Raw genomic sequence first — 24,339 nt, 5'->3', positions numbered from 1 at the left:
TGAGCGTCCTACAAGTGAGAAGTACGGCCGAGCCCGCGCCTGCGGCTCAGCACGAGAAGTCCGGTGATCAAACCGCCGACGACGAGCAATGCCGCAGCCACTCCGGCGACGATCGTGGACGTCGCGACTCCGCCCGAATGGACGGTCTTCGGTTTCGCCGTCGCCAGCGGTCTCGAGGGTGCGCGGTAGGTCGACGCTTTCCATTTGTCGAAGGCGGCGTAGACGGGGTTGGGTGCGTTGGCCGATACAGAGTAGTTGCCGGGGTCCATCGCACCGCGGACGAGAATCACTCCGAAGCCGGTCTTCGGATTCCATTTCTTGTCGCCTATTCGCATCGCCGTGGCGATGAGCCGCTGTACGACGGTTCGCCCGGACATCGTTGGGTTGTGCGCCCGGATCAGTGCTATCGCGGCGGAGGTCAACGCCGCTGCCCCGCTGGTGCCTTGGCTATGCGGGTAGTAGGTGCCGTCCTTACCCACCGCCCCCATCTGTGCACCAGGAGCCGCCAGTGTGACGTAGTTATGCGGAACTGAGCCCGACCAGGCCTTTGATTCCTTTGTCACTGCTCCGACAGTGAGTACTCCAGGGCATCTGGCAGGGATCTCCGGCGCGTTACCGGTCGGCCCCTCATTGCCCGCTGGAGCGACGAGGACGACGTCGTGCTGAATCGCGTATCCGATGGAATCCTGCAGTTCTTCTGGACATTGAAATGCTTGCTGGCCGATCGACATGTTGACGACTTTGGCACCGTGATCGACGGCATATTTGATCCCCTGTGAAATAGGAGTGACCCAGTCGCCTTCGCTGCGATCCAATAGGCGAACGGGCATTATCTTCGCCTCCGGGGCCAGACCGGTGAAGTCGGTGGTGCCTCCGCCCTGACCGGCGATGAGCGCAGCCATTGCGGTACCGTGGCCTGGCTTGTCGAAATCGACTTGGCCACCGGTGCGCCCGCCGACCGTATCGAGGCCTGGCAGGACGGCGCCGGAAAGTTCGGGGAGTTTTGCGTTCACCCCGGTGTCTATCACCGCGACGGTCACCCCCGAGCCCCTGCTGAGCGGCCAGACCTTGCCCTGTACCGACCAAGCATGGAACCACCACTCGTCCGCCCGGGGTGTCGGCGCCGCGAAAGCAATGGATGCCGTTGCTCCGTAGGTCATGGCGGTGGCCGCCGCCAAGGCACAGAATCGGCGGCTCAGTCTTCGGATCCTCAATCCGTCCACTCCATCCGAGGTGCCGCCGGAGGCGGCGGAGCGCTATCGGCCTGCGTCTCCAGCTCGGCCAAGCGAGCAAGTACTCTGCGCAGAAGCGCTGCCTCGTCGGTCTTTTCGGCTTGGCCGGGCTTCTCGGGATCAACGGGCTTCGGGGGAGCGCTGCCGATGACGCCGGGCACGGCCTCGATGTCTCCGTCCCAGATATCCGGGTCGTCCGGCAGCCAGGCGCCGCGTTCCCGTTCCTTGTCATCGCGCCCGCCGTGACCAGTGGTCCCTGGAATGCCGGTGCCCGGTGCGCCAGGACGTCCGGCGATCGGATTGCCACCACTGCCCGCAGCACCTCGCCCGAGCGCACCGCCAATGGCACCAGGGCCGGGTACGAAACCGCCCGCTGTGCCGGGGAGCCCGCCGCCCGAACCGGGAAGTCCGCCGCCGGTGCTGCCACCAGGAAGCCCTGGGCTTGCCGAGCCACCTGGCCCGAGACCGCCACCGAAAGCGCCACCACCGATGCCAGGGCTGCCGGGTCCTTCGGTAGTCAAACCCCCTCCGGCCATGCCAGAGGGGCTGAGGCCAGACAGTTCAGTACCGCTGCCATCGCCCGGGGAGAGAGGTCCCCCATGGACCTGGTTGGTGCTGTTGCCTGGTTGACCGATGACATGGCCGGGGCCATCACTGTAAAGAGGGGCGGTTTGACTCCCCGATGCGTGACCGCTGGACGGGCTGGTCGAGTGGCCACCGGTGAACCCCTCCGCAGTCCCCGCCACTGCCCCGGATCCGCCCCCTGAGGCGCTGGCGCTTCCACTGCCGGTGCCTCCAGCGCCTGTGCCGCCCCCGGAACCGGTGGCCGGCGCGCCGAATTCGTTCCGCTTCGTCGTGACGGAAGGAAGCCCTGTAGAGATGTCCGCGGGAATGGCGCTCCAAGTCTCACTCGCGCGCTCGTTGGCCCCCTGCATCCATTGCCGAGCCTCTTCGACCGTCTGTGCGGTAGGCATATTGGATTTGTACCAGGCGAGGTAACTGTCGCCGTGCGTCCTGACGGCGGTACCGATCTGCTGGGAATGAGAAGAGATCACGAAGGCCGCGCTAAAGATTTCGCGCAATTGTGCTTGTGCGGCGCTGGATGCCGGGCCCTTCCATGCGTCGCTCAGATCGTGGGCGAAACCGCGCAACTCGGTCATGGCCTTGTCGTAGCTCTTCGCCAGATCGAGATACCCTTGACCGGAAGTGGTCACCGTCCCAGGATCGACGTTCCTGAGGTAGGCCGTGATCTGCTCTTTGGACGTGTATGAGTTCGGGGAGCCCGACGGGGGCGAAGTGCGGAGAGGCGAGTCCTTGTAGGTGGTCACTGAACTACTCTCCTGCCTGCGGCCATGTCGGTCCGGAACCTGAAACGGGCCATGTCGGCCCCGCGCCGGGCGTCTTCGTCGCGGAGGCTCCCTTGGTGGTGGGTGCCGGAGCCCCGCTGAGCAGGCGGTTGAGCTTCCGGATCTTCGCTTCGATCGCCGCCTCGTGCTCGTCGTACACCTGCGCGGTCGCATAGAGCTTCTTCACGACGGCCTGCATCGCGTAGATGAACCGCATGTGGTGATCGGTGATCGCGGCATGTGCCGTGGACGCCGTCGAGGCGAGTTGGGAGGCGGCGTCCCACTGGCCGTAGGCGGTGGGCGGGGCGGAGCCGGCGGCCTGCAGGTGCGCGGTGGCGGTCGAGATCATGTCCTCGAGCTGCTTCTCCAGCCTCCGCGCCAGGGTCTTCAGGTCGCCGACGACCAGGTCGGGACCCTTGCTGTCGAGTCCGGGCCAGGCGCGCGCGTTCGGCGGAAGTCCCGGAGGGGTCGGCGGCACAAGTACCTCCAAGGGGGAGCGAGGAAGCATGGGGCGCGGGGACTTGGACACGGATCTTTCCGGAGTGCGACGCGAGTGTCAAAGGCCTTGTCGAGGGATACGGGCATTTCGGACTCCCGTTATGGACCTCGGAGTCGTGTCGTTGGCGGCGTGGTGACGGTCATGCGCAGTTCGCGATAGAGATTTGCCTGGTGAGCGATAGTCGTTAGCTGTTGAACTACGCATGGGCAGTGTGGCACGCTCTTCTGGTTGAGGACCTCGTCGGGTGAGGAGTCGGAACGTGACCGCAGCGGTCGAGGGCGTCGAGGCGTGGCATGGGCTTTACGAGGCGCTCACCGAGGAGCACGACTACGAGATCGGCGAGGTCGACGGGCGGCTTCCAGAAGGTCTCGTCGGGACGCTCTATCGGAACGGTCCAGGGCGCTGGCAGGTGGGCGAGACTCTGCTCGACCACATCTTCGACGGCGACGGGATGCTGTCACTGTTCGCGTTTCCGGGTGACGGCCGCATCCATTACCGGAATCGGTACGTGAGGACGAGGCATTACCGTTACGGGCAGCGGAAAGGACGGGCCGGGCTGCGGGGCCTCGGCACTCAGCGGCCGGGCGGGGTGCTGGGCAATATGCTCCGGCCGCCGGCGAACGTCGCCAACACGGGGGTGATCCTGCACGGCGGCCAGTTGCTGGCGCTGTGGGAAGGTGGACGCCCTTACCGGCTGGATCCGGATAGCCTGGCCACCATTGGTGAGCATTCGTTCGACGGACGGCTGAAGGTGATGTCGGCGTTCTCGGCCCACCCGTCGCGGTGTCCGGAGACCGGTGAGTTGTTCAACTTCGGAATGGATTTCACGCGGCTGCGGAGCCTGCGCTGCTACCGGGTCGATCCAGGCGGGAAGTTGCATCACATGCCGCGGATATCGCTGCCCTACAGTCCGTGGAATCACGACTTCGCGCTGACCCGTTGGTATCTCGTGTTCGTCATCAATCCGGTCATTCCGAAGGCGGCGCCGATCCTGTTCGGCACCGGGTCGATCGCGGACGCCCTGTCCTACGAGCCGCACCGGCCGACGTGTTTCGCCATCGTTCCAAGAGATGGCGGCAAGGCACGGATCATCGAGCACGATGCCCTGCTTGGGTTCCATTTCGTCAACGCGTTCGAGGACGGCGACGACGTCGTGGTGGAGTTCGTGCGCTTCGCCGACTGGAACCAGGTCGCCACTCGGTTCCGCGACTTCCGCACCAGCGATTTCCCGTGGGGTGACGCGCTGATGCGGTACCGCGTCACCCCGTCCGGAAGGATCGAGGAGCAGGCGGTCTGCAAGGGTCCGATGGAGCTTCCGCACGCTGACGTCCGGCAGGCGGGCCGCCCGCACCGCTACACCTATTTCGCCGGTCGGACGAAGGCCAGTACGGGCATTCACGCGTACGATCACGCGACCGGCCGCCGGGCGACCCACGAACTACCGCTCGGGCACGGTTTCGGTGAGCCTGTCTTCGTCCCGCGGACGCCTGACGCGGACGAAGGGGACGGCTGGCTGCTGACGCTCGCCTACGACCCGGACGAGCACCGCTCGCGGTTGCTGATCCTGGACGCCCGGGACGTCGAGGCCGAGCCGCTCGCGGTCGCCCACCTGCGCCACCACATCCCGATGGGCTTCCATGGCTCCTTCACCAGCCGGGTCGCGAACCCTCTCCGCTGAATTCACTTCCGGCATTACGTGGCAGGCGAGCAGGCCGAGGGAGAGCCCGCCGGACGTGAACAGCCGTGTCCTCGTGTACCGGCCGAGGGCCTACGGGACGTGCAGGCGCAGCGCCTCGGCGGGGGTCCCTTGTGCCGCCGGCCCGCATCATCTCCACGTCCGGCGCGAAGTGGAGGGACGCGAGGGCCGTGGCCATAGGTCACAACGTGTTGCAACCTCAGCGCACGGCCGCACCCCTTGAACTGCGATCTCTTCCGCCCGCTGATCGGCGAGCACGAGGCCGCGCTGCCCGCCATGCGCCGCACCCGCCGCGCCCGAGACCCGCCCTCGCCTCATGGACGGCCTCCGGCGCTTTGAGGGAACGTTGAGGTTTCATGCCCTTAAAGGGGTCTTTGTGGTGGAACAGCCCGTTCCATGGCGCTACATCCGGTCCCGCCGCGCCGGCGGCTGGCCGCGGCCTTCGCCGGACTGGCCGCCGTCGCGCTCGCCGGGGCCTGCGGACAGCAGTCCCAGACGCAGAACGAGCCCACCCGGACGGTTTCCCCGTCCCCGCCCTCGACCACCACCGTCCCCGGCAGCCCGGCCCCGCACAGGCAGCCCGCCGGCAGCCCCACCCCAGGCCAACCCGGCCTCGACCCGCGCTTCCGCACCTGCCAGGAGGCCAACGCCCACGGCTACCACGACTACGTCAAGGGCCGGGACCCCGAGTACTACTGGTACATCGACCGCGACCACGACGGCATCGACTGCGAACCCGCCCACGGCGTGGTGCCCACCGTCCCACCCGCGAGCCCTGGCCTGGACCCGCACTTCTCCACCTGCAAGGAAGCCAACGCCCACGGCTACGGCCCGTACTACCGCGGCATCGACCCCGAATACAACTGGTACATCGACCGCGACCACGATGGCATCGACTGCGAACCAGGCTTCACCGAGCAGCCCTTAACCCCCACTGAGCATCCGTCCACCCCGACGGAGCAACCCACGACTCCCACCGAGCAGCCGACGACTCCCACCGAGCAGCCCTCGACGCCGACCGAAGAACCGTCGACGCCTACCGAGGAGCCCTCACCGCCCGAAACCAGCGAGCCGACTCCGTCCGAAGAGCCTTCGGCGCCGGGCTCCGGCGACGAACAACCTCCGCCGACCTCCTCCGACCAGGCCCCCGGCGGCGAGCCCTTCGCCGGCCCGACAGGCCCCCACCTGACCGACAAGACGACCTGAACCGCCCGAAACCCTGTTTCCACTACAGACGCGCCTGGGACTCTCGATGCCACGAGACCAGTGTGGCCGCCTTCTCGCCGAAGGCCCGCTCCTTGAGAGGACCGAGGTCGCGGGGGACCGGAAGAGCGACAGTTCTGCCGCTGCGAAGCATCACGACAACGCGTCTTCCAGTGACACCTTGCCCGATCTTGAGCTCTGACACCTGTGACCAGAGAATCCGCCGACTTCTCATTCGTCGCAGGAGCACACCATCGTGCTCGCGCTCGACGGACTCACGATGGAATCGCCATGCATTGAATGCGAACGGAAGGGCGAGGACAAGGAAGATGAGATCGGCCACGCTGATCGCTACACCGGCCGCCGTCACCATGGCGACGATCAGTACCGCTCCGGTGGTCCAGAATGAAACAAGTGCGGGCCGGTAAGATTTCTGCAGCTTGTGCTCGCACGCCATCTCCCGCCCGCCTTTCACGGCCAGTATGCTCAATTGCCGGTCAACGGCTTCTTGTGCTGCCAGTTGTCCCAGTCGCCGATGATGTCAGTGCGAACGATTTGGACACCACGCCGCCGCCTCGGTCGATCTTCTGCTGCTCGCGGAAGGTCTCCATGGCGCGGCCATGTGAATAGCACCCTACGTCGAAGACGCTCTCGATGACGTCGAGACGGCGCATCGGAAGAGCGTCGGCGTTCCGCGCAGTGAATTTGTCGACAGCGTCGAAAAAATCGCATGCGGTGAAATCGGGTGACCCGGTGCGGCTCCGTCTCGCGCAACGACCGGATGCGCCCCGGCTTCCAGAAGTCGCCCTCACCTCCTTGGAAGGGCGCCGTAGGGCGTCGAAATATTTCTGAGTGGCGGGAAGGACTGCAAGGCGGAGGAGAGCGGTCAAGCATCGGGCATATTCGGTGTTGCGGTGACGATCATGTTGCGGGGCGGGGTGAACAGCCGTTCGTCGGCTCTGATGGGAACTCCCGGTGGCGGGCGTGCCGGACAGGTCGCCATCAGCAAGCACCCGCGATATCGGATCGTTCCAATTTCCTGAGGCCACCCTGGGCGGGTATGTCGGTGACCTTTCTGGCCAACGGCGGCCTCTGTCGGCTTTCCCTGTCCGAGCCTTGGTCGTTTATCTCCGTACTAGACTGGCGACGCTGCTACCGACACTGAGGACAGTATGGAAAAGGTCTTCGGCTGGCTCACTGATCATATGCCCGCCTGGTTGCTGGCGTCCCTGCTGGTGTTCGTTGCCCTCATCGCGCTGGGTGTTTTCCTTGCCGCGTTCTGGCAGGGGCGTGCGTTGACACTGTTCGGGGTATCCATCGGCGCGCGCTTGGGCAAAGGACAGGGAGAGGGCGATCCGGAGACGCCTGCAGACCAGGAGGTCGAGTCCCTGCGGGCTGGCGACGCCCCACCATCGCTCACCGTGTCGCCACCTACCGTGCCGTCCTCGAACGCGCCGCCGTCCCCGGAGCCGACCCTTGGCAACCAGGCCATTATCGAGCCGCCGCGTACCGCGCCGGCCCAGCCTGCGGCCCCGCGGTTGGCGGGCTGGGAGCGCCTCGCACTCGTCTCGCACGACAAGACCTTCGGTATCGCGCACCTGATCCGGGAGGTGGCGGAGGTGGTGAGAGCTCCCGGCGGCGCCGCAGTCGTCGGCCTTTCGGGGGACGGGGGAATCGGCAAGACGACACTCGCCTACGAGGTGGCGAGGCAGTGCGACGACGGCGCGGCGTTCACCGAGATCGTCTGGGCGTCGGCGAAAGACGCGCACATGAGCGTGCGAACGGCGGGCGACGGGGTGATCGGCACCATCAACTGGCAGGACGTGGTCCGGTCGATCGTCCTGCAGCTCGGCGCCGACCCCGGCCCGAACTCGGCGCTCTGGGATCGTCAGCTCTCCGGCCGGCTGGGCCAGGCCGGCGAACACGAACGCTTCCTGCTCGTGCTCGACAACCTGGAGAATCTCCAGGACGCGGAGGCCACGGTCGACAAGCTGCTGAAATCGGGTTTCAGTCGCCCGCACAAGGTCCTGGTGACGACGAGGTTCTCCCTCCCGCTGCGCAACCTCGCCGCGAGCAGGAACATCGCGGTCCCGCCGCTGTCGGAGCGGGCCGCCATGGAGCTCATCAGGCACGTCGGCGATCTCAGCAACGCGATCACGCAGGCGTCCCAGCGGGATCTGGCGAGGATCGTGGAGACGGCCGAGGGAAACCCGTACCTGATCAAGCTCATCGTGGGCCTCTACCAGGAAGAGCAGCGTCCGCTGAAAATGGTGATCGACGAGCTGATCGAGCAGGGGAGGCGGAGCGAGAATCCGGACGACGCGGGAGCCCAGGTACGCGACTACCTGTACACGCAATCCCTCGAGCGGCTGGAACACCGCTTCAACGCGGAGATCCAGGAGAGCCTCATAGCGGCCTTCCGCAACCGCCCCAAGGGTGACGCGGTGAAGTACGAAGACCTCAAGCAGCTCAGCGGTATCTCCGACGACGAGGTGTTCGGTAAAGCCCTGACGATGGCGTGCCGCCTCAACCTGGTCCGCGTCACCGAACCTGACAAGCGGTACTCGATCCACAGCCTGCTCTATGAGTTCCTCACCGGATGACCCCTCGTCCGGCGGACGAGCGTCCTCGAGGGGAAACGACCTCAAACGGCGGATGCGTGCCCGGGCACTGGAGTTGCTCCCGCGGGCCATCGAACACGATCTGGCCAACGGCGACGCCGGCAACCTGTTCGACAGCCTGGCGAACGCCGTCGGCCAGTGCATGGATCCGCGCCACCCGCTGTTCGCCGAACTGGTGCGCAGGGCACTCGAGGCCAGGATCACCCAGGGGATCGGGCGGGGGCAGTCGGACGAGGCCTTTGCCGGGGTCGCCGAGACCGCGGTCGGAACGCTGATGAGCGCCGGCGTGCGGGTCGCCGACCTCTGGCTGCTTGTGGCGGCATACCACGCTCATTACGACAACGGCGGTGAACGCCGTCGGCGCAGCATACGGAAGGCGGTCGAGTCGTCCCAGGACGCGCTGGAGCGGCTGCGCGCGGAACTGATCCTGGCCAAATTCCATATCGACACCAGCGAATACCGCGCCGCCCATTCGGTCCTGGACGGCTGCGAGAACCTGATGCGGCGATCACGTGACACGGACAGATACCGTGCCGACCTGCACTGCAGCAGGGCGATGTCGTACTTCTACGCGGACTCCGGCAGGGCCGAAGAACTGTTCCGCCAGGCGATCCAGGAGGCCGAGCCCTACCGCGACGACCCGGACGTCGCCCAGTCGGCGGCCCAGGCCCACCACTATCTCGGCCGTCTGGCCTACAGCCGGGGTGAATTCGGAGAGGCGATCGAGCAGTACCTCGAAGCGCAGGAGCTGTCCACCGGCCGCCTCACCGGGCGGGGCTTCCATCACCTTCGCATTGCCGAGATCCTCATCGAGTACGGGGAGCAGGATGAGGCCTATTACCACCTGAACGAATGCGCGTACTTCTTCCGCCGCGTCTATCAGGTCAGCAACGGCGAGGCGCAGCTCGACCACGCGTCGGCCCGCTGGGAACTGAAGGCCGGGCGTCCGGACAAGGCATTCGAGCTTCTCGAATCGGCCCTGGGCAAGGCCGCGGGGACCTCCTTTTCGCGCGGAGTGATCCAGTACTCCTTCGAACTGGCACGGCTGCATCTGTCGCACCGACGGCCGTTCCGAGCGTTCCGGCTTCTCTGGCGCGCCGCCGTCACACTCCTCGTGACCGAGCTGATCGAGAACGGGCGCCCCGCGTTCGGCAAGATCCGCACGATCTTGACACTGGTTCCGCACATCGGCGTGGTCCCGCGGCGCTCCCGCCCGCGGCCGCAGGTCGCGTGCACGTGCGGTGCCGACCATGTGCGCCCCAGAGTCTGGACGTGAACCGGCGCGCGGCTGGCAGACGGTTACGAGCGGAACAGGGAGAGGACGACCGGCCGCAGGCAGGGGGACATCTCGTCCGGGACCTCGTCGGGGTCACACCAGCGCGCCTCGAGGATCTCCGCCGGATCGAGTTCGAGGCGCCCGCCGGTGACGCGGGCATCGTAGTACGCCTCTACCCGGTACCGAAAACCACTGGCGAGCCGGACCGGAGGACCGGCGACCTCCACCTCCAGTGAGGTCTCCTCGCGGATCTCGCGGGCCACGCCGTCCTCCAGCCGCTCGCCCGCGTTGACGTACCCGCCGGGCAGGCCCCAGGCGCGGTACTCCGGCCAGAGCCGGTGCCGCAGCAGCAGGATCCGCCCTTGATCGTCCCGGACGACCCCGGCCGCGTAGACCAGGAACGTGTGGTGCCGGAAACGGGCGAGCCGCCACTGCATCCGCCCGCCCAACCTCCGCCAACCCCAAACGGCCGCCCGCCGCGCCACGCCCCTGCTCACCTCCGAATCGTCCCACGGACTCCCGGCTGACGACCGCTGCAAGCGTTTCCGATGTCCTCGCCGCCTACTCCGTGGGCGCCGTCGACCGTGCCGAAGCCGGGCGCCGTGCCGACGCCCAATTCGCCGCCGGCTTCCGTCCCTCTGGTCGTCAGGGAGTTCCCGGACGGATGTCTGGTCCGCTGCGCCCTCGACAGCGGCGACCACGTGAGCCCCTGCTGGTCGTCGACCGGGAGAAGGGCGCGCTGAGCCGCTGGTCGTCCATGCCGTTCGACGTGCTTGTCTGCGAAGACGAGCGCTACCGCAAGGGGGCTGGCCGGTCCGCGAAGCGGCCGTCGCTTCGGTGGTCGCCGGTACCGCCGGGCGGCGCTATCCGTTCCGGGTCATGTGGACGAACCAGTCCAGAGTGGCCACCACCACGTCCCAGACCGGCTGGTCCGCCAGACGTGAGATCGGGAAGTTGGGGTAGAGCGCCAGTTTCGCCGCGGGGATGTCGATGCCCGGTGCCTCATTGAGTCGCCGGCGCAGCTGGTCCCGCACCTCCGGATCGTCGAACGGGGGCCGAGTCGTCAACGGCGAGAACGGGACCTCGACGCCGTCCGGGTAGATGTTGAGGAGCCAGTAGCCGCGGCCGTCGCGTCCCAGCGACGGTGTGCAGCGTGCGGTCGCGGCGGAGCCGAAACTGCAACCGAGACCCAGCGCGGACCAGTGGTCCAGCAACCTCGCCACCGCCCCCGCCACCTCGGGGCCGTTGCGTTCGACGACCTGGCTGTGGAACCGGTGCTCGTGCTTGGACATCTCCCCGGGATCCACGTCCACGATCTCGGGTGCCTGCATGTCCTCCGCGCCCGGGAGGCCGAGCAACTCGGCCAGTTCCGCCGCGGAGATCCGCTGCGCCAGGTCGGCCCGTCCGGACTCGTCGAACGTGATCCCCTCCTTGGCCAGCACGTCGTGTACGTCACGGTCGTCGTCCGGGTCATGCCAGTGGAACCCCTTCGCCGGGCGTCCCTCGCTGGTGAGGACCCGGTGGGCGTTGAGCACCGGGACGTTGGCGAGGTGGACGCCCACCGGCAGCGCCGCGGACCCGGTCAGCTCGGCGACCTCCGCGTACGTCGTCCAGGTGCCGGTCGGCAGGGCCGCCAAGGCGTTGTGGAGCAGTGTCCAGTCCCGGCCCGCCGACCTGTCCGGCTCGCGTTGGGCGGGGCCGGGCCAGAGCTCGATCGCGCGGTCCGCCAGCTCGTCGGCGCGGGTCAGGATCTCGTTCTTGCCCCAGTGCGGCCGCTCCACGATCGCCTGGGTCATCGCGATCCCCGTCTGGCCCAGCCTGGTCCGCTTATGCTCGTACGGCAGGTCTCCGAGCTCGGAGTTGTAGGCGGTCAACGTGAGATTCCCGAGCGTGTGCACGAGCTCCTTGTGCAGCAGCTCGGGATCCTCCCCGTTCGCGCGGAGCTCTTCGCGCCAGGCGTCGGTGAGGTGCTGCGGGAGGACATGCTCGATCGTGATCCGCTTGTCGTCCAGCCTGACCGGCTCGCCGCCCGGGTACGTCTCCGCGAGACGCCCCAGCACCAGCTTCTTCTGCCCGGCCCGGCCCTGCCAGTAGAACTTGCTGCTGCGGATCGCGGCCCGCAGCTCGTCGTCGTCCAGCCAGTACGAGCGCGCGGGCGAAAGCGCGGCCTGCACGGCCTCGGGCACGGATTCGTCCCTTGGGAGCTGGCCGGTGAGCCGTTGGAAGATCCGGTTCAGATTTCGGGTCGGGATTCCGCCAACCAGCCTGCGCACGAGGAAGCTCTCGATGTAAGCGAGGGAAGCGGCCACGTCGTCATCGGTGGCGTCGCCGTCCTCGCGGAGTTCCAGCAGCTTCATGATGGCCGGGTAGGTCGTCTGTGCCTGCCACTGGTTCAGGAAGCGGAACCTGTCCCGGATCCGCGGATCCTTCTCCGTTTCCGGTGCCAGAACGAGCTTGAGGTGCGCGGCCCTTCTCGCGAGATCGGCGACGTAGGCCTCGACCTTGGCCTCGTCGCCCGCCGTTTCGTCCAGCAGTTCCTGGTGCCCGCGGTAGACGTCGGAGTACTTCGCGTCCTCGCCGAGTCTGAGCACGAGGACGAGATACATGAGCAGTTCGAGAGCCTGCGTCCCGTGTTGGTCCCGGAGCTTTTCCTGGAGTGGCAGCCAGTACATGTCGTAGACGTACTGTCCGCGGTTCGGCAGGCACATGAAGACGTAGTTGCGAATCAGATCGACCGGGCTGAGCCGCGTTCCGGTGTTGTTGAGGGACTCGAAGATCCGGAACGCGTTGTCGTCGGACTCCACGGTGATCTGGACCAGGCTCAGCCGGTCGAGGATCACGTTCTCGATCCGCGTGATGTCGTGCGGGTCCGCGGGGTCGTCGGCGTCGACCAGTTGCGCGCGGAAGAACCCGTAGGCGTCGGCGATCGGGCCGGTCACCCGCTGGTCGATCTGCCCGTCGATGAGGGCCATGAGCGCGGCCCGGTCCGCCTGGGTGGGGAGCAGTCGGTAACGGAGGTCGCCGTGCCGCCACTTGTTGATCAGGTGCAGTTCGTTGATCCGGTCCAGGCTGCTCGGATCCTCGGCCGCGAGATGGTCGCGGATCGCGCAGAGGGCCAGGAGAAGCGTCGTCAGCCGCTGCTGCCCGTCGACCACGATCCATTGCGAGTTCGTCGGGGCCAGGTCGGGCCCGGGTGCCAGCACGATCGACCCCAGGAAATGACCGGAGTCGCGGCCCTTTGCGAGACCGTCCGCCTGATCCAGGACGTCCGACCAAAGGGTGCGCAGCTGCTGCGGTCCCCAGGCGTACGTGCGCTGGTAGAGCGGCACCACGAACTGCTGCTCTCCCTGGATCAGCTTGCGCAGTGTGCTTTCTCCCGCCTTCATTCTTCCCCCTGCCGAGTACGCCGTCCCGTCCGCGCTTTTACCAGTCAATGCTGACATTCGCCGGGCGGCCCTGTCGTCCCTTCGGTGGGAGCGTGATCGGGTCGTTGCCCTCTGCCGTGGCGTCTCCGCTGACCCTCCGGGGATCGGGACGCGATCGCGTGGATGCTGGGGGAGGAGCGCAACGCCCGGGGTCGGAGCGTTCGGCTCCGCCGGGCCCTGCTGCGCCTGCCAGAGCCGGACGCCGAACCGCTGAAGAGCGCGCTCGATCCTGTCGCAGGTTCCCGGACGCGGAATGTCGGTGGTTATCGCGACCGGGAGTCTGCCAAGACGTGACGCTCATGGGTCTTCGTCGAGTACCTCGCCCAGGGGGATCTCCGGTGAAATGGCTCGGGCCAGGCACGCGCGGTGGGCGAAGAGTTCCTGGGAGGGGAACCCGTCCATGGTCTCGATGTTCAGCCGACGAAGGTCCGGTGAAGACATAGGGATATCGTTCGTGCAGAAGGCGCAGACGTATCCAGTGATTTGGTGGTCTTTCGTCATTGGTCAGTAGGCGCTGGTGATGGTTCCGCTCTTGCCCCAGTCGCTGTAGGCGGCGGTGAAGAGCGAGTGGTAGATCACCTTGGGCTCGACGGTCGTCCAGAGATCGAGGTCGAGGCGTTTCGGCAGGTGGTCGCGGGTGATGACGAGTGTGAAGGTTATCTTCGTGACCTTGTTGCCGAATGATCTGTAGAAGGCGGCCACCGGACCGCCGGCCGCCATCGCGGCGCCGGATGCGGTGCCTCGGTAAGTGATCGTTCCGACGTCACTGCCATGCGTTAGAGAAGTGGAGTTTTGAAGGAGTTCCTGCAGGTTGTACGGTGAACTGACCCAGCGGACGTCGCCGGCCATCCATAGGTGGGGGTCGTCGAGTTCGGTCGCCGTGGCCGTGATGTGCGCGCAGTGCTTCGGGTTGTCCCGGTAGTAGGCACAGTCCCCGAGGATGATCAGGCGTTGCGCGTAGTCGTCGGTGATGTTGGGGTTCCGGACCGTGAGATCGTAATTGGTGCTCTCTCTTTGCCGGTAGTGAAGCCTTCCGTGTGCCTCAAAGGCGTCCTCTCCTTCTGGAAAAGCGCCCGTGGCCGTGAAGGCGGCGGTTTCGCGTTGAGCGACCGCGCGTTCGATGGCACTGGCGATCTGTGTCGGGCTGGTGGGATCCGCGGTCGGAACGGCCGCACGCGCGGCGGGGAGAGGGGCGGCTCCCCCGCTTGAGGCGGCCATGGGGTGAGCGCGGTTCGGGGACGTGCGGTGGCGGATGGCGAGGGCGGTGGTGAGGACCAGGAGGGCGGTCGCGGCGGCGATGCCGGTGAGGAGGATGTGGCGCTGGAAGAGCGGGCGCCGCGGGGCTTGCGCGGTTGCCCAGCGGGCAGTGCGGTCGGTGAGGGTCCGGTCGTCCGCCATGGCGAGGGCGCGGCCTTGGGCGAGGGCTTCAGGGGCGGCGACGGGGCCTTGGGAGTGTTCGAGGAGGCGGAGGAGGAGGTCCCGGCTTTCGGGGCGACGGGACGCGTCCTTGTGCAAGGACTCGGCGACCAGATCGCGGAGGGGACCGGTGAGGCCGCCAAGGTCCGGTTTGCCCTTGACGATGCGGTTCATCACGGCGGGGATGGTGTCCTGGCCGTAGGGCGGGCGGCCGCTGGCGGCGTAGGCGATCGTCGCGCCCCAGGCGAAGACGTCCGCGGGCGGGCCGACGGCCGCGCCGGCGAGCTGCTCGGGGGCCATGTAGGACGGGGTGCCGATGACCGTGCTCGCGGCGGTGACGGTGGCGTCGACGGAGCGCGCGACGCCGAAGTCGATCACGCGCGGGCCGTCCGGGCCGACCAGGACGTTGCCGGGTTTGAAGTCGCGGTGCACGATGCCCGCCTGGTGGATGGCCGCGAGCGCCGTCGCCGTCCCGATCGCGAGGCGGTAGAGCGCGGGACCGCTCTGCGGGCCCGTGTCGTCCACCAGTTCGCGCAATGAAGGGCCGTCGATGAATTCGGTGACGACGTAGGGCAGGCCATCGTCCTCGCCGACGCGCAGGATCTCGGCGGTGCAGAAAGGCGCCACTTTGCGGGCCGCCGATATCTCCCTGAGGAATCCGTCGCGCGAGCCCCCGCGGTCGTGCAGGACCTTCAGCGCGACCTGCCGGCCCGACGGGTCCTCGGCGAGGTAGACGACGCCCTGGCCGCCCTCGCCGAGCCGCCCGAGGAGGCGGTGCTCGCCGAGCCGCTCCGGGTCCCTCGATGTCAGCGGCCTGCTGCCGGTCATGGACGACCGCCGTCGGGACGGACTTCTCGGGGCATGCGGCCCGGCCTTTCTTCAACTGTGGGAAAAGTGGCGGCAGTGGCCGCCGCCGTTCAGTGGGACGGTTCAGCGCAGGCTCCCGTTTACGGGGCGCAGCGGTGATCCGGAACGGCGCGCCGCGCATTCTGCTAACCGGCGCACGTGCGCGGCCGAACGCCGGCCGTCACCGTTCGGTGGCGGCCGGCGTTCCGAGTGTGAGCGCTGCGGTTCCGTCACCGCCGCCCGGTTCGTCAGCGATCGCTGTCCGAGGGTGGCCAGGGCTCCGGGCCGGGTGCGGAGCCGGACACGTCGGCGTCGTCCGGGGTGCGCGGCGGGTCGAAGCGGGCCTTGATCTCGTCGGCCACGCCGGGGTGGCCGTTGTGCGCGATGGTGTCGGCGAATTCGCGGGCGACGAGGTTGCGTTGCGGGTCATCGGTGGACAGTCCCAGGCGGTCCAGCATGGCGCCGAAGTGGTCGGCGGCGGACCTCTCCGGTTCGGGCGGCGGCTGGACGTTGTTCGCGACGTCGGCCAGGTCTTTCAGGTCGTCGATGTGCTCGACGGTGCCGTCCAGCCGCCCGTCGTTGCGGGCCAGCCACCACACGACGGCGCTGCCCGGGTCCTTGAGGGCGTCCTCGCCGAGGTAGCGCCGCCGGCTCTGCTCCTGCTTGCGTTCGTGCTCCCAGACGGCCTCCGTTTTGCGCACCGTGGCGAGTTCGTCGAGTCGTTGCCGGTCATCCTCGGGGACGGAGAGCTTGACCGCCTGGGCCATGGCCCGGAGGCGGCCGGTGGCGTCAGGCTGCATCTCGGCCAGCGCGCAGGCGAGTTCGTGCGCCACCAGCGAGACGTGCTCGGGATCCCAGCGCCGGACGATGTCACGCGCACGCCGGACGATCGCGTTCCGCGCGACGGCGTCCAGATTGATCGCCGAGCCTTCGACGATCCCGTTCGAACGCGTCCACACTACGTTCGCGGAGAAGACGAAGAAGTAGTCGGGGCGGTTGCTCGGCAGACGCACCTCGGTGATGCGGCCGATCTCGGTGGACGGCGGAGCGTCGGGCACGTACCTGAACTCGGGCGGCGGCGCACGGCGGAACGTCCGGCGCGCGACGACCGCGAGCCCGGCGAGCGCTGCGACTGCGAGGACCGGTCCCCAGACGAAGACCGGCGCGAGCAGGATCAGCGTGGCGAGCAGCAGCCCGCCGATCAGCAGCGGAAAGAACACCGGCGGAACGCGACCCGCATCGAGGCGGCGCATCTTGTCGAATTCGCTCATAGGGAACCGGACCTCCTGCCCGTCCTGATCTTGCGGAGCACGAGATCCTCCAGGTCCGCGTGCGGTGCGGCCTCGCGCGCGAGCGTGTACATCCGGGCCAGGACGCGCGGCCGGTGCGCGCATCCGGCGATGAGCAGGTCGAGCAGCAGGTCCCGATGTCGCCCGTCGTCCAAGGCGTAACGCAGCCAGGCGCGTGCGGCCGGCGCCCACGCTTCCTCGGGGAGCGAGCCGATGGCGCGGTCCCAGCCGTCGGTCAGCCCTGCCTGGACCGCCGCATCGTCGAGGAGCGGACGCCCGCGCGCACCCGGGGACGTGAAGAGCGCCGGGTCGGCGAGCGCGAGGAAGATCGGTGCGTCGGAGGCCCGCCGCCGTTCGTCCGTGCTCGGCAGCGTGACGCGGTCGAGCATCTGGCGGAGGAGACGAGGATTGTCGCGAACCAGGGCGGTCAGGGCGTCGCGAGCGCGCGTGCCCCGCTCGCGCCTGGCCAGGTGGTGCAGGCGCACGATCGCTTCGTCCGGATGGCTCACCACCATCTCGTCCCGGCAGGCGACCATGACGACCTCGGCCAGGGCCGGCGGCGCATCATGCCGCTTGGACCATTCGTAGATCCTCCGGCGGAAGAAGCGGCCGTGCGCGCGGTGGCGCAGTCCGTCCTGGAGGACGAGGGCCGCCGCCGCGATCCTCGGGCGGGAGGGCGGTTTCTCCGTCCAGTTCTCCACGAGTTTCGGCAGAAGGCCGCAGTGCCGGTCGGTGAGGCACAGCGCGGTGAAACGCCCGATCAGATCCGTTCGTTCGGTGTCGGAGAGGCTCGCGTCCTGGGCCGTCCGGGCGACCCATTCGCGGATGTGCCCTTGAAGGAAAGGCAGGTGCGTCCAGATGTACGACCGGACCGCAGCGTCGTAGCCGGTTTCTTCGAAGTGGACGTGACCCGAGTCGTCGAGGCTCGCGTTGACGTCGGCCAGCCGCTGCTGAAGAGGCGAATGCTCCAGAAGCGGAACGTCCTCCGGTGGTTGCTCCATGATTCGCAGGAATTCTGTGGCGCCCCGATACACCGTCTCGGCATGTGCGCCGTGCAACATCGCGGTCACGAGCAGGAATGCTCGTTGTGTTCCTCGCGTCAGCTTGGCGATGTGTCTGGCGAGCTCATCGCGGTGACCGGACAGGGCGCGTTCTGCGACTTCGCACCACTCGGTGAAGCTGCTGCCTCCTATTCCCTTCTTGTGCTCCACCACGACGAAGTGCGCGTACCGGGCGACCCTCTCAAGAGACGGGCGCGCGGTCAGCGGCGGCAGCGAGGGCAGCGGCGTGGGGAAGGGCACATCGTCCTGCTTGAGGTAGCGCCGGAACACGGTGTCGGATGGAACCTCGCCGAGTTCGACGCAGAACGGCAGCAGTTCTGGTTCGAGTTCCAACTCTTTGCGGGGCGATGCGTTCCTGGGCGGCAGGACGACGACCAGATGGCCGTTTCTGTCGCGGGTCCGGCTGCGCAGGCTGGACAGTTCGCCGTGCACCTTGTTCCAGTCGTTCTCGCTGGCAGTGGAAAGGTCCAGCAGGATGCAGTCGGATTCGCCGACGTGATCGAGGTCCAGGCAGCTCGATCGCTCTTCGTCCTGCAGCACGATCTCGTGGACGGGACGCTGCGCCAGTTGCCACAGGAGCATCTTCGCGGCGGCGAGCCTTCCGCTGCCCGGCAGCCCCTCGAGGAAGACGGTGCTGTGCCGCTTCAGGACGTCGCGTGCCGTGCCGAGCCCGGGTGGTTCGACGAAACGCTGCCAGAGCCACTCGAGTTCGTCGATGTCCTTCTTCCTGGGCTCCCTCCCTTTCGAATCCCGCAACATGTAGTTGTAGTTGTAATTGTTCTGCGGAGCGTCGCCCGCTTGTACGGGGCCGTGGGCATGGGATATTTGCGGGCCGGTTTGCGTGGTCATCGATCGGCTCCGTCGTCGCTCTTGCCGCCGAACCGGTGGGCGATGTTCCCGTGGTGATCGCCCTGGATGTAGGTGGCGCCGTCGCCGGAAAAGGTCTGGGAATAGTTGTTCATGTCACCGGAACCGGCATGGACGGATCCGTGGACGTTCCGGATCACCGGTCCGGGGTTGCCGACGACGCCGGAGATGTCGCGTGCCTGGACGACGGTTCCGGACGCGTCGGAGGACGAATTGCGCACCGAGTCCTTCCCCGGCGCGTCGGCGGAGGCGGCGTCCCTCAGGGCCGGGACCGCCTTCGCGACGACCTGGGCGATGCGCGCGAGGCCGGACTCGCCGTCCCGGACGTCCAGGCGAAGCGACTGGGCGTCGGCGAGGCGGCCCAACTCCGGGGGGAGAAGGTCCTTGCGAAGCCGCTCCGTCAACCTGCCCTTGAGGACAGGGATGACCATCGCCGCGTTGGCGTACGCCTCCAGAATCTCTCGCCGCACCCAGTCGTTCTCGTCCCGGAGGCGCGGATGACCGAGCCAGTCCGGGCCGATGACGGCCAGCAGGACGGTGCAGTTCTGGGCGGCGCGGAGCAGTTCCCTGTTGAAGTCCTCTCCCGCACCGATGGATTTGGACGCACGGAACACCGCTTCGGGGCCGAAGCGTCCGGACAGTTCGCGTTCGATCGCGAACGCGGCCTCGTCGCCGTCCCCGGTGCGGTAGTTGATGAATACCTCGTGCATGTCCCGTCCCCTTTCATGGGCTCGAGTTCCGCAGGGCCGTTCCGAGCTCGGGCGCCAGCTCGCGCACGGACGGGCTCGTCGGATGGCGCGACAGCGTCCGCGCGAGTTTGCGCAGGTCCGTGGCGATGGTGGCGGAGGCGACGGTGGCCGCTCCGCCCAGGAGTTCGCGGGTCTGCTCGCAGGCGCGGTCGATCTCCCCCGACGCAGCCACCGCCAGCGCTCGCCGCATGCCGAATCGGGTGCGGGTGCGGACGGCATCGGGCGGTACGCGGGCGAGCTGGGCGTCCAGGATCTCGGCGGCCGCTTTCGGACGTCCCAGCTCGTACAGGCACCAGCCGCGTCCCATCTCCGCCGGATCGGCCACGTTCGTGGTGCCGAGGACCGGCGTCTCCTGTTCGCGCGACGCGGCGGCGAGCAGGTCCCGGGCTCGATCGATGCAGCGCATGCAGGCGTCGTGGTCGCCGGCGAGGGCGTGCCCCTGTGCCTCCCGTTGCGCGGCGAGCCCGAGGACGCGCGGCGAGACCCGGCCGGCCTGCGCCCGCCTCGCGAGGTCGATCGTGCTCCGGGCGTCGTCCCGGTAGAGGGTGACCAGCGCGTGGCGGACCAGCCCGTACGCGGTGAGCTCCTGGTCGCCGCCGGCGGCCGCGTACCGGGTCCACCAGAGCGCGGACTCGTCGTTGCCGGTCTCCTGCACGAGCCAGCCGACGTACTCGGCGTAGCGGGAGGCGAGCCGCAGCAGATCGGGGCGGGTACGCGGGCCGGCGTGCGACGCCAGTTCGCGCAGCGTGTGGGTCTGGGCGATGAGGACGGGCAGCACGAGGCCGGGGGCGACCGCCTGGCCGAGCTGCCGGTACTGCGCGAGCATCGACCGGTAGAGGCCCGGGAGCGTCGGGTTGTCGGCGGCCGCCGGTCCGGCGTGGCCGATCCCGAGGCCCGCGAGGGACGCGGCGCCGACGGCCACCGCCTGCCGCCGGCTCACGGGCTGGAACCAGCTCGGGCCGTCCGCCGACAGCCGCATCAGCCACACCTCCGCCTCCCGGTCTCCGAGCCCTCCCGGCACGGGCCCGGAGGGACCGGCGGCGAGCGCCGCGAGCGCGCCGTCCGCGCGCAGTTCGGTGTCGCAGAGCCGCGCCAGATCCCGGGCCGGAGGCCGGAGTCCGCGCTCGACCAGGCTCAGGTGCCCTTTGCTGTAATGCACCCGGGCGGCGAGGCGCGCGAGCGACATGCCCGCCGCGAGCCGCCTCCTCCGAAGCTCTTTCCCGAAATCCGCTGGACCGTCGTTCATGCGAACCGTCATGCCGTCCATCCGAACAGCGGGGCTCATCGGGAGCAAGAGTGCGTTCCCGGCGGGCGGCTCGCAAGAGGAATGGGGGCGTTTCCCGTTTCGCCTTTTATGGTTCGGAGGAAACGGCGGGTCCGGTGCGTCCCGAAGCGGAGCAGACGGCGGATGGGGCGGGTGGTGCCGGTGTGGCCAGGGTGATCGCCAGGTTTGCGGCGTATGTGGGGATGCCTTGTTATCCGCCATTTCAATGGCGGAATGTGACGAAAGAAAGTTGATCAGGTCGGGGCTTGGGGGAATGGCCGGGCGGGTACGTGGTGGGGGACACAATTCGATACGTCGCCCCGGAGTGCAGATGCGTCTCTCCCGCCCCTGTCTGGCCGCTTTCGGTGCGGTGACCTTCGCCGCCGGCATGATCACCTGGTCCGGTGCCGCCTCGGCGGCCGGGACGAACTACGTCGCCCTCGGCGATTCGTACTCGTCCGGTACGGGGGCCGGGGACTACGACCCGGCGAGCGGGTCGTGCAACCGGAGCAAGAACGCCTATGCGGAGCTGTGGGCCGCGGCCCACACGACGAGTTCGTTCAAGTTCGTCGCGTGCTCGGGCGCGACGACCTCGACCGTGGCGTCGGGGCAGCTCGGCGCGTTGAGTTCGGCCACGACGCTGGTCAGCATGACGGTCGGGGGGAACGACGCCGGGTTCAGCGACGTGATGCAGACGTGCGTGCTGCACTCGGCGTCGACGTGCGAGAGCGCGGTGGCCTCGGCGGAGAGCTTCATGAAGAACACGCTGCCCGGCAGGCTCGACTCGCTGTACGGCAAGGTCCGGGCCAAGGCGCCGGGCGCGCGGGTGGTGGTGCTCGGGTACCCGCACCTCTACAAGATCGTGAGCGTGTGCGTGGGGCTGAGCAACGCCAAGCGGACGGCGCTGAACGGTGCCGCCGACGTGCTCGACGGCACCGTGAAGGCGGCGGCCGGGCGGGCCGGGTTCACCTGGTCGGACGTCCGCGACGAGTTCGCCGGGCACGAGCTGTGCTCCGGCGACGACTGGCTGCACGCGGTGACGATCCCGATCGGCTCCAGCTACCACCCGACCGCCACGGGGCACCGGCTGGGCTACCTGCCCGCGCTCACCGGGTCGGCGAAGGCGTCGCTGCAGGCGCAGACCTGACCCGCAGGGCGAACGCCGCCGTGGCGAGGGCGCCCGCCATGAGCAGGGCGCTCACCCAGGCGGGGGAGCGGTAGCCGAGGCCCGCGCCGATCGCCAGGCCGCCGAGCCACGGGCCGATCGTCGCGCCGACGTTGAACGCGGCGGTGGTGAGGCCGCCGGCGAGTGCCGGTGCGTCCGCGGCCAGGTGCAGGACGCGGGTGATCAGCGCGGGGCCGGTGCCGAACGCCAGCATGCCCTGGACGAACACCAGCGGCACCGCGGCGGCGGGGGACCCGGCGGTCAGCGCCAGGGCCGTCCAGCCGGCCGCCAGCGCGGTCATCCCGGCGATGGTCAGGATGCGCGGATGGGTGTCGGCTATGCGGCCTCCGATGGTGACTCCGGCGAAGGAGCCGAGGCCGAACAGCGCCAGCAGCGCGGGCACCCAGGCGGTGCGCAGGCCGGTGACGTGCGTCGCGAGCGGTGCGAGGTAGGTGAAGGTGCAGAATGTCGCGCCCTGGAACAGCGCGTTCATCGCCAGGGTGAGCAGGAGCGGCCGGGAGGTTAGGACGCGCAGCTCGTTCGCGGTGCCCGCCGCGGGGGAGCGGTCGTCCGGGATCGTCCGGGCGATGGCGGCGACGGCGGGCAGCGACACCAGCGCCACCGCCCAGAACGCCGAGCGCCAGCCGAGGTGTTCGCCGAGCAGCGCTCCGGCGGGGACGCCCGCGACGCAGGCGACGGTGACGCCGCCGACCACGACGGACGTCGCTCGTGCCCGGGCGTCCGGCGGGACGAGCGCGACGGCGGCGGCGAGCGCGACGGCCCAGAACCCGGCGTTGGCGAGGGCGGCGGCGACGCGGGTCGTGAGCAGGACGGCGTAGCTGGTGGTGACGGCGCCGATCACGTGGACGGCGATGAAGGCGCACAGGAAGGCCAGCAGCGCGCGGCGGCGCGGCCGGCCGCGGGCGAGCAGCGCCATGGCCGGCGCGCCCACCGCCATGCCGATGGCGAAGGCGGAGGTGAGCAGCCCGGCGGCGGGCACGGACACGTGCAGGCCGGCGGCGATGCCGGGCAGCAGGCCCGACAGCATGAACTCGGAGGTGCCCTGGGCGAACACGGCGAGCCCGAGGACGTAGACGGCGAGAGGCAAGGCAGAACTCCCGAGACGGCGAACAGGGGTGCGCTGAATCGGTGGGGGCGGTGCCGCGGAGAGCCGTCATCGACGGCGGCGGCCACAAGGAAGAGGCCCTCAGGGAGACGCGATGGCGTCGAGGGCGGCCCGCACCGCGGCGCGGCGGCCGTCGAGGGGCCGCGCGCGCCGGGGGTCAGCGTCTGTTCGCCTCCGGGCCGGACATGATCGTGAGGGTACCAGCGCGGCGCCGTGGGCCGCACACGATAATCGCCTGGTCGAGAGGAGACGTCGATGATCGTCGACGCGTGGATGCAGCATGGAACGGTCCGGTTCCTGCGGCACGAGATGCTGGACTCGCTGTGGCGGTGGACCGGGCAGAAACCGCCGGAGGAGGAGGTGCCGGTCTCGGTCACGGTCGGCGCCATGGACGCCGGCGGGGTGGACGTCGGGCTGATCAGCGCCTGGTACGGCCCGGAGGGCGCGCTGGTGAGCAACGACGAGGTCGCGTCGTTCGTCGAGCAGGCGCCGGACCGGCTGGCGGGAGTGGCGTCGGTCGACCTGCGCAAGCCGATGGAGGCGGTCCGGGAGCTGCGGCGGTGCGTGAACGAGCTGGGCTTCAAGGCCCTGCGCGTGGTGCCGTGGCTGTGGGAGCTGCCGCCGACGGACCGGCGGTTCTATCCGCTGTTCGCCGAATGCGTGGAGCTCGGGGTCCCGTTCTGTACGCAGGTCGGGCACACCGGTCCGCTGCGGCCGAGCGAGACGGGGCGTCCGATCCCGTACGTCGACCAGGTCGCGCTGGACTTCCCCGAGCTGGTCATCGTCGGCGGCCACGTCGGGTACCCGTGGACGGAGGAGATGGTCGCGGTGTGCCGCAAGCACCCGAACGTCTACATCGACACCTCGGCGTACACGGTCCGCCGGTACCCGCCGGAGCTCGTCCGGTACATGGCGCAGGACCGGCACCACAAGGTCATGTTCGGCACGAACTTCCCGATGATCACGCCGGAGCGGGCGCTGCGGGGGCTGGACGGGCTGGGCCTGGACGACGCGGCGCGGGAGGCGTTCCTGTCCGGCAACGCCCGCGCCGTGTTCCGGATCTAATGATCTACAACGTAAAGGCGGTCACCGGCGCAGCGTCCGGCAGGCGAGCAGTCCGACCGGGACGGGCGCCCAGAACGTGGCGGCCCGGAACACCAGCACAGCGTGCAGCGCCGGACCGGGCGGGACGCCGCCGGCGGCCAGCGCCGCCGCCAGCGCGGCCTTGGGCGGCCCGATGCCGCCGGGGACCGGGACC

Annotated in this window: 19 protein-coding genes; 7 read left to right on the top strand and 12 right to left on the bottom strand. The window is 68.7% G+C overall.

Annotation, left to right across the window (positions count from 1 at the left end; translation table 11 throughout):
* Nucleotides 1-8: 8 nt before the first annotated feature.
* The 3 genes from ABD296_RS31600 to ABD296_RS31590 are packed head-to-tail and all read right to left on the bottom strand — an operon-like array spanning nucleotide 9 to nucleotide 3,056.
* Complete coding sequence (locus ABD296_RS31600) at nucleotides 9-1,178, bottom strand: S8 family serine peptidase (protein ID WP_344275479.1); 1,170 nt, start codon at nucleotides 1,176-1,178, stop codon at nucleotides 9-11.
* Between the two features lie 32 nt (nucleotides 1,179-1,210).
* Nucleotides 1,211-2,560 carry a WXG100 family type VII secretion target gene (locus tag ABD296_RS31595; RefSeq protein ID WP_344275476.1) on the bottom strand — a complete coding sequence of 450 codons (1,350 nt, stop codon included), beginning with the start codon at nucleotides 2,558-2,560 and terminating at the stop codon, nucleotides 1,211-1,213.
* Nucleotides 2,561-2,564: 4 nt separating this feature from the next.
* Nucleotides 2,565-3,056, bottom strand: a complete 492-nt coding sequence (locus ABD296_RS31590; protein ID WP_344275473.1) for a hypothetical protein — start codon at nucleotides 3,054-3,056, stop codon at nucleotides 2,565-2,567.
* Nucleotides 3,057-3,336: 280 nt separating this feature from the next.
* Between ABD296_RS31590 and ABD296_RS31585 the strand changes: the two genes are divergently transcribed.
* From ABD296_RS31585 to ABD296_RS31575, 3 genes are all read left to right on the top strand, one after another.
* Complete coding sequence (locus ABD296_RS31585) at nucleotides 3,337-4,755, top strand: carotenoid oxygenase family protein (RefSeq protein ID WP_344275470.1); 1,419 nt, start codon at nucleotides 3,337-3,339, stop codon at nucleotides 4,753-4,755.
* A 414-nt stretch (nucleotides 4,756-5,169) separates the two neighbouring features.
* The gene (locus tag ABD296_RS31580) at nucleotides 5,170-5,979 is read left to right on the top strand and encodes an excalibur calcium-binding domain-containing protein (RefSeq protein ID WP_344275467.1); all 810 of its coding nucleotides are present in this window, start codon (nucleotides 5,170-5,172) and stop codon (nucleotides 5,977-5,979) included.
* Between the two features lie 253 nt (nucleotides 5,980-6,232).
* On the top strand, nucleotides 6,233-6,385 hold the full coding sequence (locus tag ABD296_RS31575; protein WP_344275464.1) for a hypothetical protein: 153 nt from the start codon (nucleotides 6,233-6,235) through the stop codon (nucleotides 6,383-6,385).
* An 88-nt stretch (nucleotides 6,386-6,473) separates the two neighbouring features.
* Here the strand turns inward: ABD296_RS31575 and ABD296_RS31570 are convergent, their stop codons facing one another.
* Nucleotides 6,474-6,650 (bottom strand): hypothetical protein, encoded by a 177-nt coding sequence (locus tag ABD296_RS31570; RefSeq protein WP_344275461.1) that lies wholly within the window; start codon nucleotides 6,648-6,650, stop codon nucleotides 6,474-6,476.
* 498 nt (nucleotides 6,651-7,148) lie between these two features.
* Here ABD296_RS31570 and ABD296_RS31565 point away from each other — a divergent pair, with 498 nt between their 5' ends.
* Together ABD296_RS31565 and ABD296_RS31560 are read left to right on the top strand one after the other, a co-directional pair.
* Nucleotides 7,149-8,579: an NB-ARC domain-containing protein gene (locus ABD296_RS31565; RefSeq protein WP_344275459.1), complete on the top strand. Its 1,431-nt coding sequence runs from the start codon at nucleotides 7,149-7,151 to the stop codon at nucleotides 8,577-8,579.
* A 52-nt stretch (nucleotides 8,580-8,631) separates the two neighbouring features.
* Nucleotides 8,632-9,873: a tetratricopeptide repeat protein gene (locus tag ABD296_RS31560; protein ID WP_344275456.1), complete on the top strand. Its 1,242-nt coding sequence runs from the start codon at nucleotides 8,632-8,634 to the stop codon at nucleotides 9,871-9,873.
* Between the two features lie 23 nt (nucleotides 9,874-9,896).
* Here the strand turns inward: ABD296_RS31560 and ABD296_RS31555 are convergent, their stop codons facing one another.
* The 7 genes from ABD296_RS31555 to ABD296_RS31525 all read right to left on the bottom strand — a co-directional run bounded on the left by ABD296_RS31555 (nucleotide 9,897) and on the right by ABD296_RS31525 (nucleotide 20,784).
* Entirely contained in the window at nucleotides 9,897-10,310 is a 414-nt protein-coding gene (locus ABD296_RS31555; RefSeq protein WP_344275453.1) for an NUDIX hydrolase, read from the bottom strand.
* Nucleotides 10,311-10,736: 426 nt separating this feature from the next.
* Nucleotides 10,737-13,259 carry a DUF262 domain-containing protein gene (locus ABD296_RS31550; RefSeq protein WP_344275450.1) on the bottom strand — a complete coding sequence of 841 codons (2,523 nt, stop codon included), beginning with the start codon at nucleotides 13,257-13,259 and terminating at the stop codon, nucleotides 10,737-10,739.
* Nucleotides 13,260-13,802: 543 nt separating this feature from the next.
* Nucleotides 13,803-15,542 (bottom strand): serine/threonine protein kinase, encoded by a 1,740-nt coding sequence (locus tag ABD296_RS31545; protein WP_344275447.1) that lies wholly within the window; start codon nucleotides 15,540-15,542, stop codon nucleotides 13,803-13,805.
* A 266-nt stretch (nucleotides 15,543-15,808) separates the two neighbouring features.
* Entirely contained in the window at nucleotides 15,809-16,831 is a 1,023-nt protein-coding gene (locus tag ABD296_RS31540; protein WP_344275443.1) for a hypothetical protein, read from the bottom strand.
* Nucleotides 16,828-18,759: a hypothetical protein gene (locus ABD296_RS31535; protein WP_344275441.1), complete on the bottom strand. Its 1,932-nt coding sequence runs from the start codon at nucleotides 18,757-18,759 to the stop codon at nucleotides 16,828-16,830. Before ABD296_RS31535 ends, ABD296_RS31540 begins: the two co-directional genes overlap by 4 nt.
* The gene (locus ABD296_RS31530) at nucleotides 18,756-19,487 is read right to left on the bottom strand and encodes a toll/interleukin-1 receptor domain-containing protein (RefSeq protein ID WP_344275438.1); all 732 of its coding nucleotides are present in this window, start codon (nucleotides 19,485-19,487) and stop codon (nucleotides 18,756-18,758) included. The genes ABD296_RS31535 and ABD296_RS31530 overlap by 4 nt, the downstream gene beginning before the upstream one ends.
* 13 nt (nucleotides 19,488-19,500) lie before the next feature.
* On the bottom strand, nucleotides 19,501-20,784 hold the full coding sequence (locus tag ABD296_RS31525; protein ID WP_344275435.1) for a helix-turn-helix domain-containing protein: 1,284 nt from the start codon (nucleotides 20,782-20,784) through the stop codon (nucleotides 19,501-19,503).
* 376 nt (nucleotides 20,785-21,160) lie between these two features.
* On the opposite strand from ABD296_RS31525, the gene ABD296_RS31520 reads away from it, so the two are divergent.
* On the top strand, nucleotides 21,161-21,937 hold the full coding sequence (locus ABD296_RS31520; RefSeq protein WP_344275433.1) for an SGNH/GDSL hydrolase family protein: 777 nt from the start codon (nucleotides 21,161-21,163) through the stop codon (nucleotides 21,935-21,937).
* On the opposite strand, the gene ABD296_RS31515 is transcribed toward ABD296_RS31520, so the two are convergent.
* Nucleotides 21,897-23,063, bottom strand: coding sequence for a Cmx/CmrA family chloramphenicol efflux MFS transporter (locus tag ABD296_RS31515; protein WP_344275430.1), 1,167 nt, complete (start codon nucleotides 23,061-23,063; stop codon nucleotides 21,897-21,899). The two genes, ABD296_RS31520 and ABD296_RS31515, sit on opposite strands and share 41 nt — an antisense overlap.
* Before the next feature lie 273 nt (nucleotides 23,064-23,336).
* Between ABD296_RS31515 and ABD296_RS31510 the strand changes: the two genes are divergently transcribed.
* Nucleotides 23,337-24,146, top strand: coding sequence for an amidohydrolase family protein (locus ABD296_RS31510; RefSeq protein ID WP_344275427.1), 810 nt, complete (start codon nucleotides 23,337-23,339; stop codon nucleotides 24,144-24,146).
* The last annotated feature ends 193 nt before the right edge of the window (nucleotides 24,147-24,339 follow it).

The organism is Actinomadura napierensis (genome assembly GCF_039529375.1).
In the GTDB taxonomy this organism is placed as follows: domain Bacteria; phylum Actinomycetota; class Actinomycetes; order Streptosporangiales; family Streptosporangiaceae; genus Spirillospora; species Spirillospora napierensis.
This window is presented reverse-complemented; position numbering and strand designations above follow the sequence as displayed.

Excerpts from the sequence above, each read along its gene's own strand:
- ABD296_RS31530 (WP_344275438.1), bottom strand. The coding sequence starts at position 19,487 with ATGCACGAGGTATTCATCAACTACCGCACCGGGGACGGCGACGAGGCC.
- ABD296_RS31560 (WP_344275456.1), top strand. The coding sequence starts at position 8,632 with ATGCGTGCCCGGGCACTGGAGTTGCTCCCGCGGGCCATCGAACACGAT.
- ABD296_RS31540 (WP_344275443.1), bottom strand. The coding sequence starts at position 16,831 with ATGAGCGAATTCGACAAGATGCGCCGCCTCGATGCGGGTCGCGTTCCG.
- ABD296_RS31565 (WP_344275459.1), top strand. The coding sequence starts at position 7,149 with ATGGAAAAGGTCTTCGGCTGGCTCACTGATCATATGCCCGCCTGGTTG.
- ABD296_RS31545 (WP_344275447.1), bottom strand. The coding sequence starts at position 15,542 with ATGACCGGCAGCAGGCCGCTGACATCGAGGGACCCGGAGCGGCTCGGC.
- ABD296_RS31555 (WP_344275453.1), bottom strand. The coding sequence starts at position 10,310 with ATGCAGTGGCGGCTCGCCCGTTTCCGGCACCACACGTTCCTGGTCTAC.
- ABD296_RS31550 (WP_344275450.1), bottom strand. The coding sequence starts at position 13,259 with ATGAAGGCGGGAGAAAGCACACTGCGCAAGCTGATCCAGGGAGAGCAG.
- ABD296_RS31535 (WP_344275441.1), bottom strand. The coding sequence starts at position 18,759 with ATGACCACGCAAACCGGCCCGCAAATATCCCATGCCCACGGCCCCGTA.
- ABD296_RS31510 (WP_344275427.1), top strand. The coding sequence starts at position 23,337 with ATGATCGTCGACGCGTGGATGCAGCATGGAACGGTCCGGTTCCTGCGG.
- ABD296_RS31580 (WP_344275467.1), top strand. The coding sequence starts at position 5,170 with ATGGCGCTACATCCGGTCCCGCCGCGCCGGCGGCTGGCCGCGGCCTTC.
- ABD296_RS31525 (WP_344275435.1), bottom strand. The coding sequence starts at position 20,784 with ATGACGGTTCGCATGAACGACGGTCCAGCGGATTTCGGGAAAGAGCTT.
- ABD296_RS31570 (WP_344275461.1), bottom strand. The coding sequence starts at position 6,650 with ATGCGCCGTCTCGACGTCATCGAGAGCGTCTTCGACGTAGGGTGCTAT.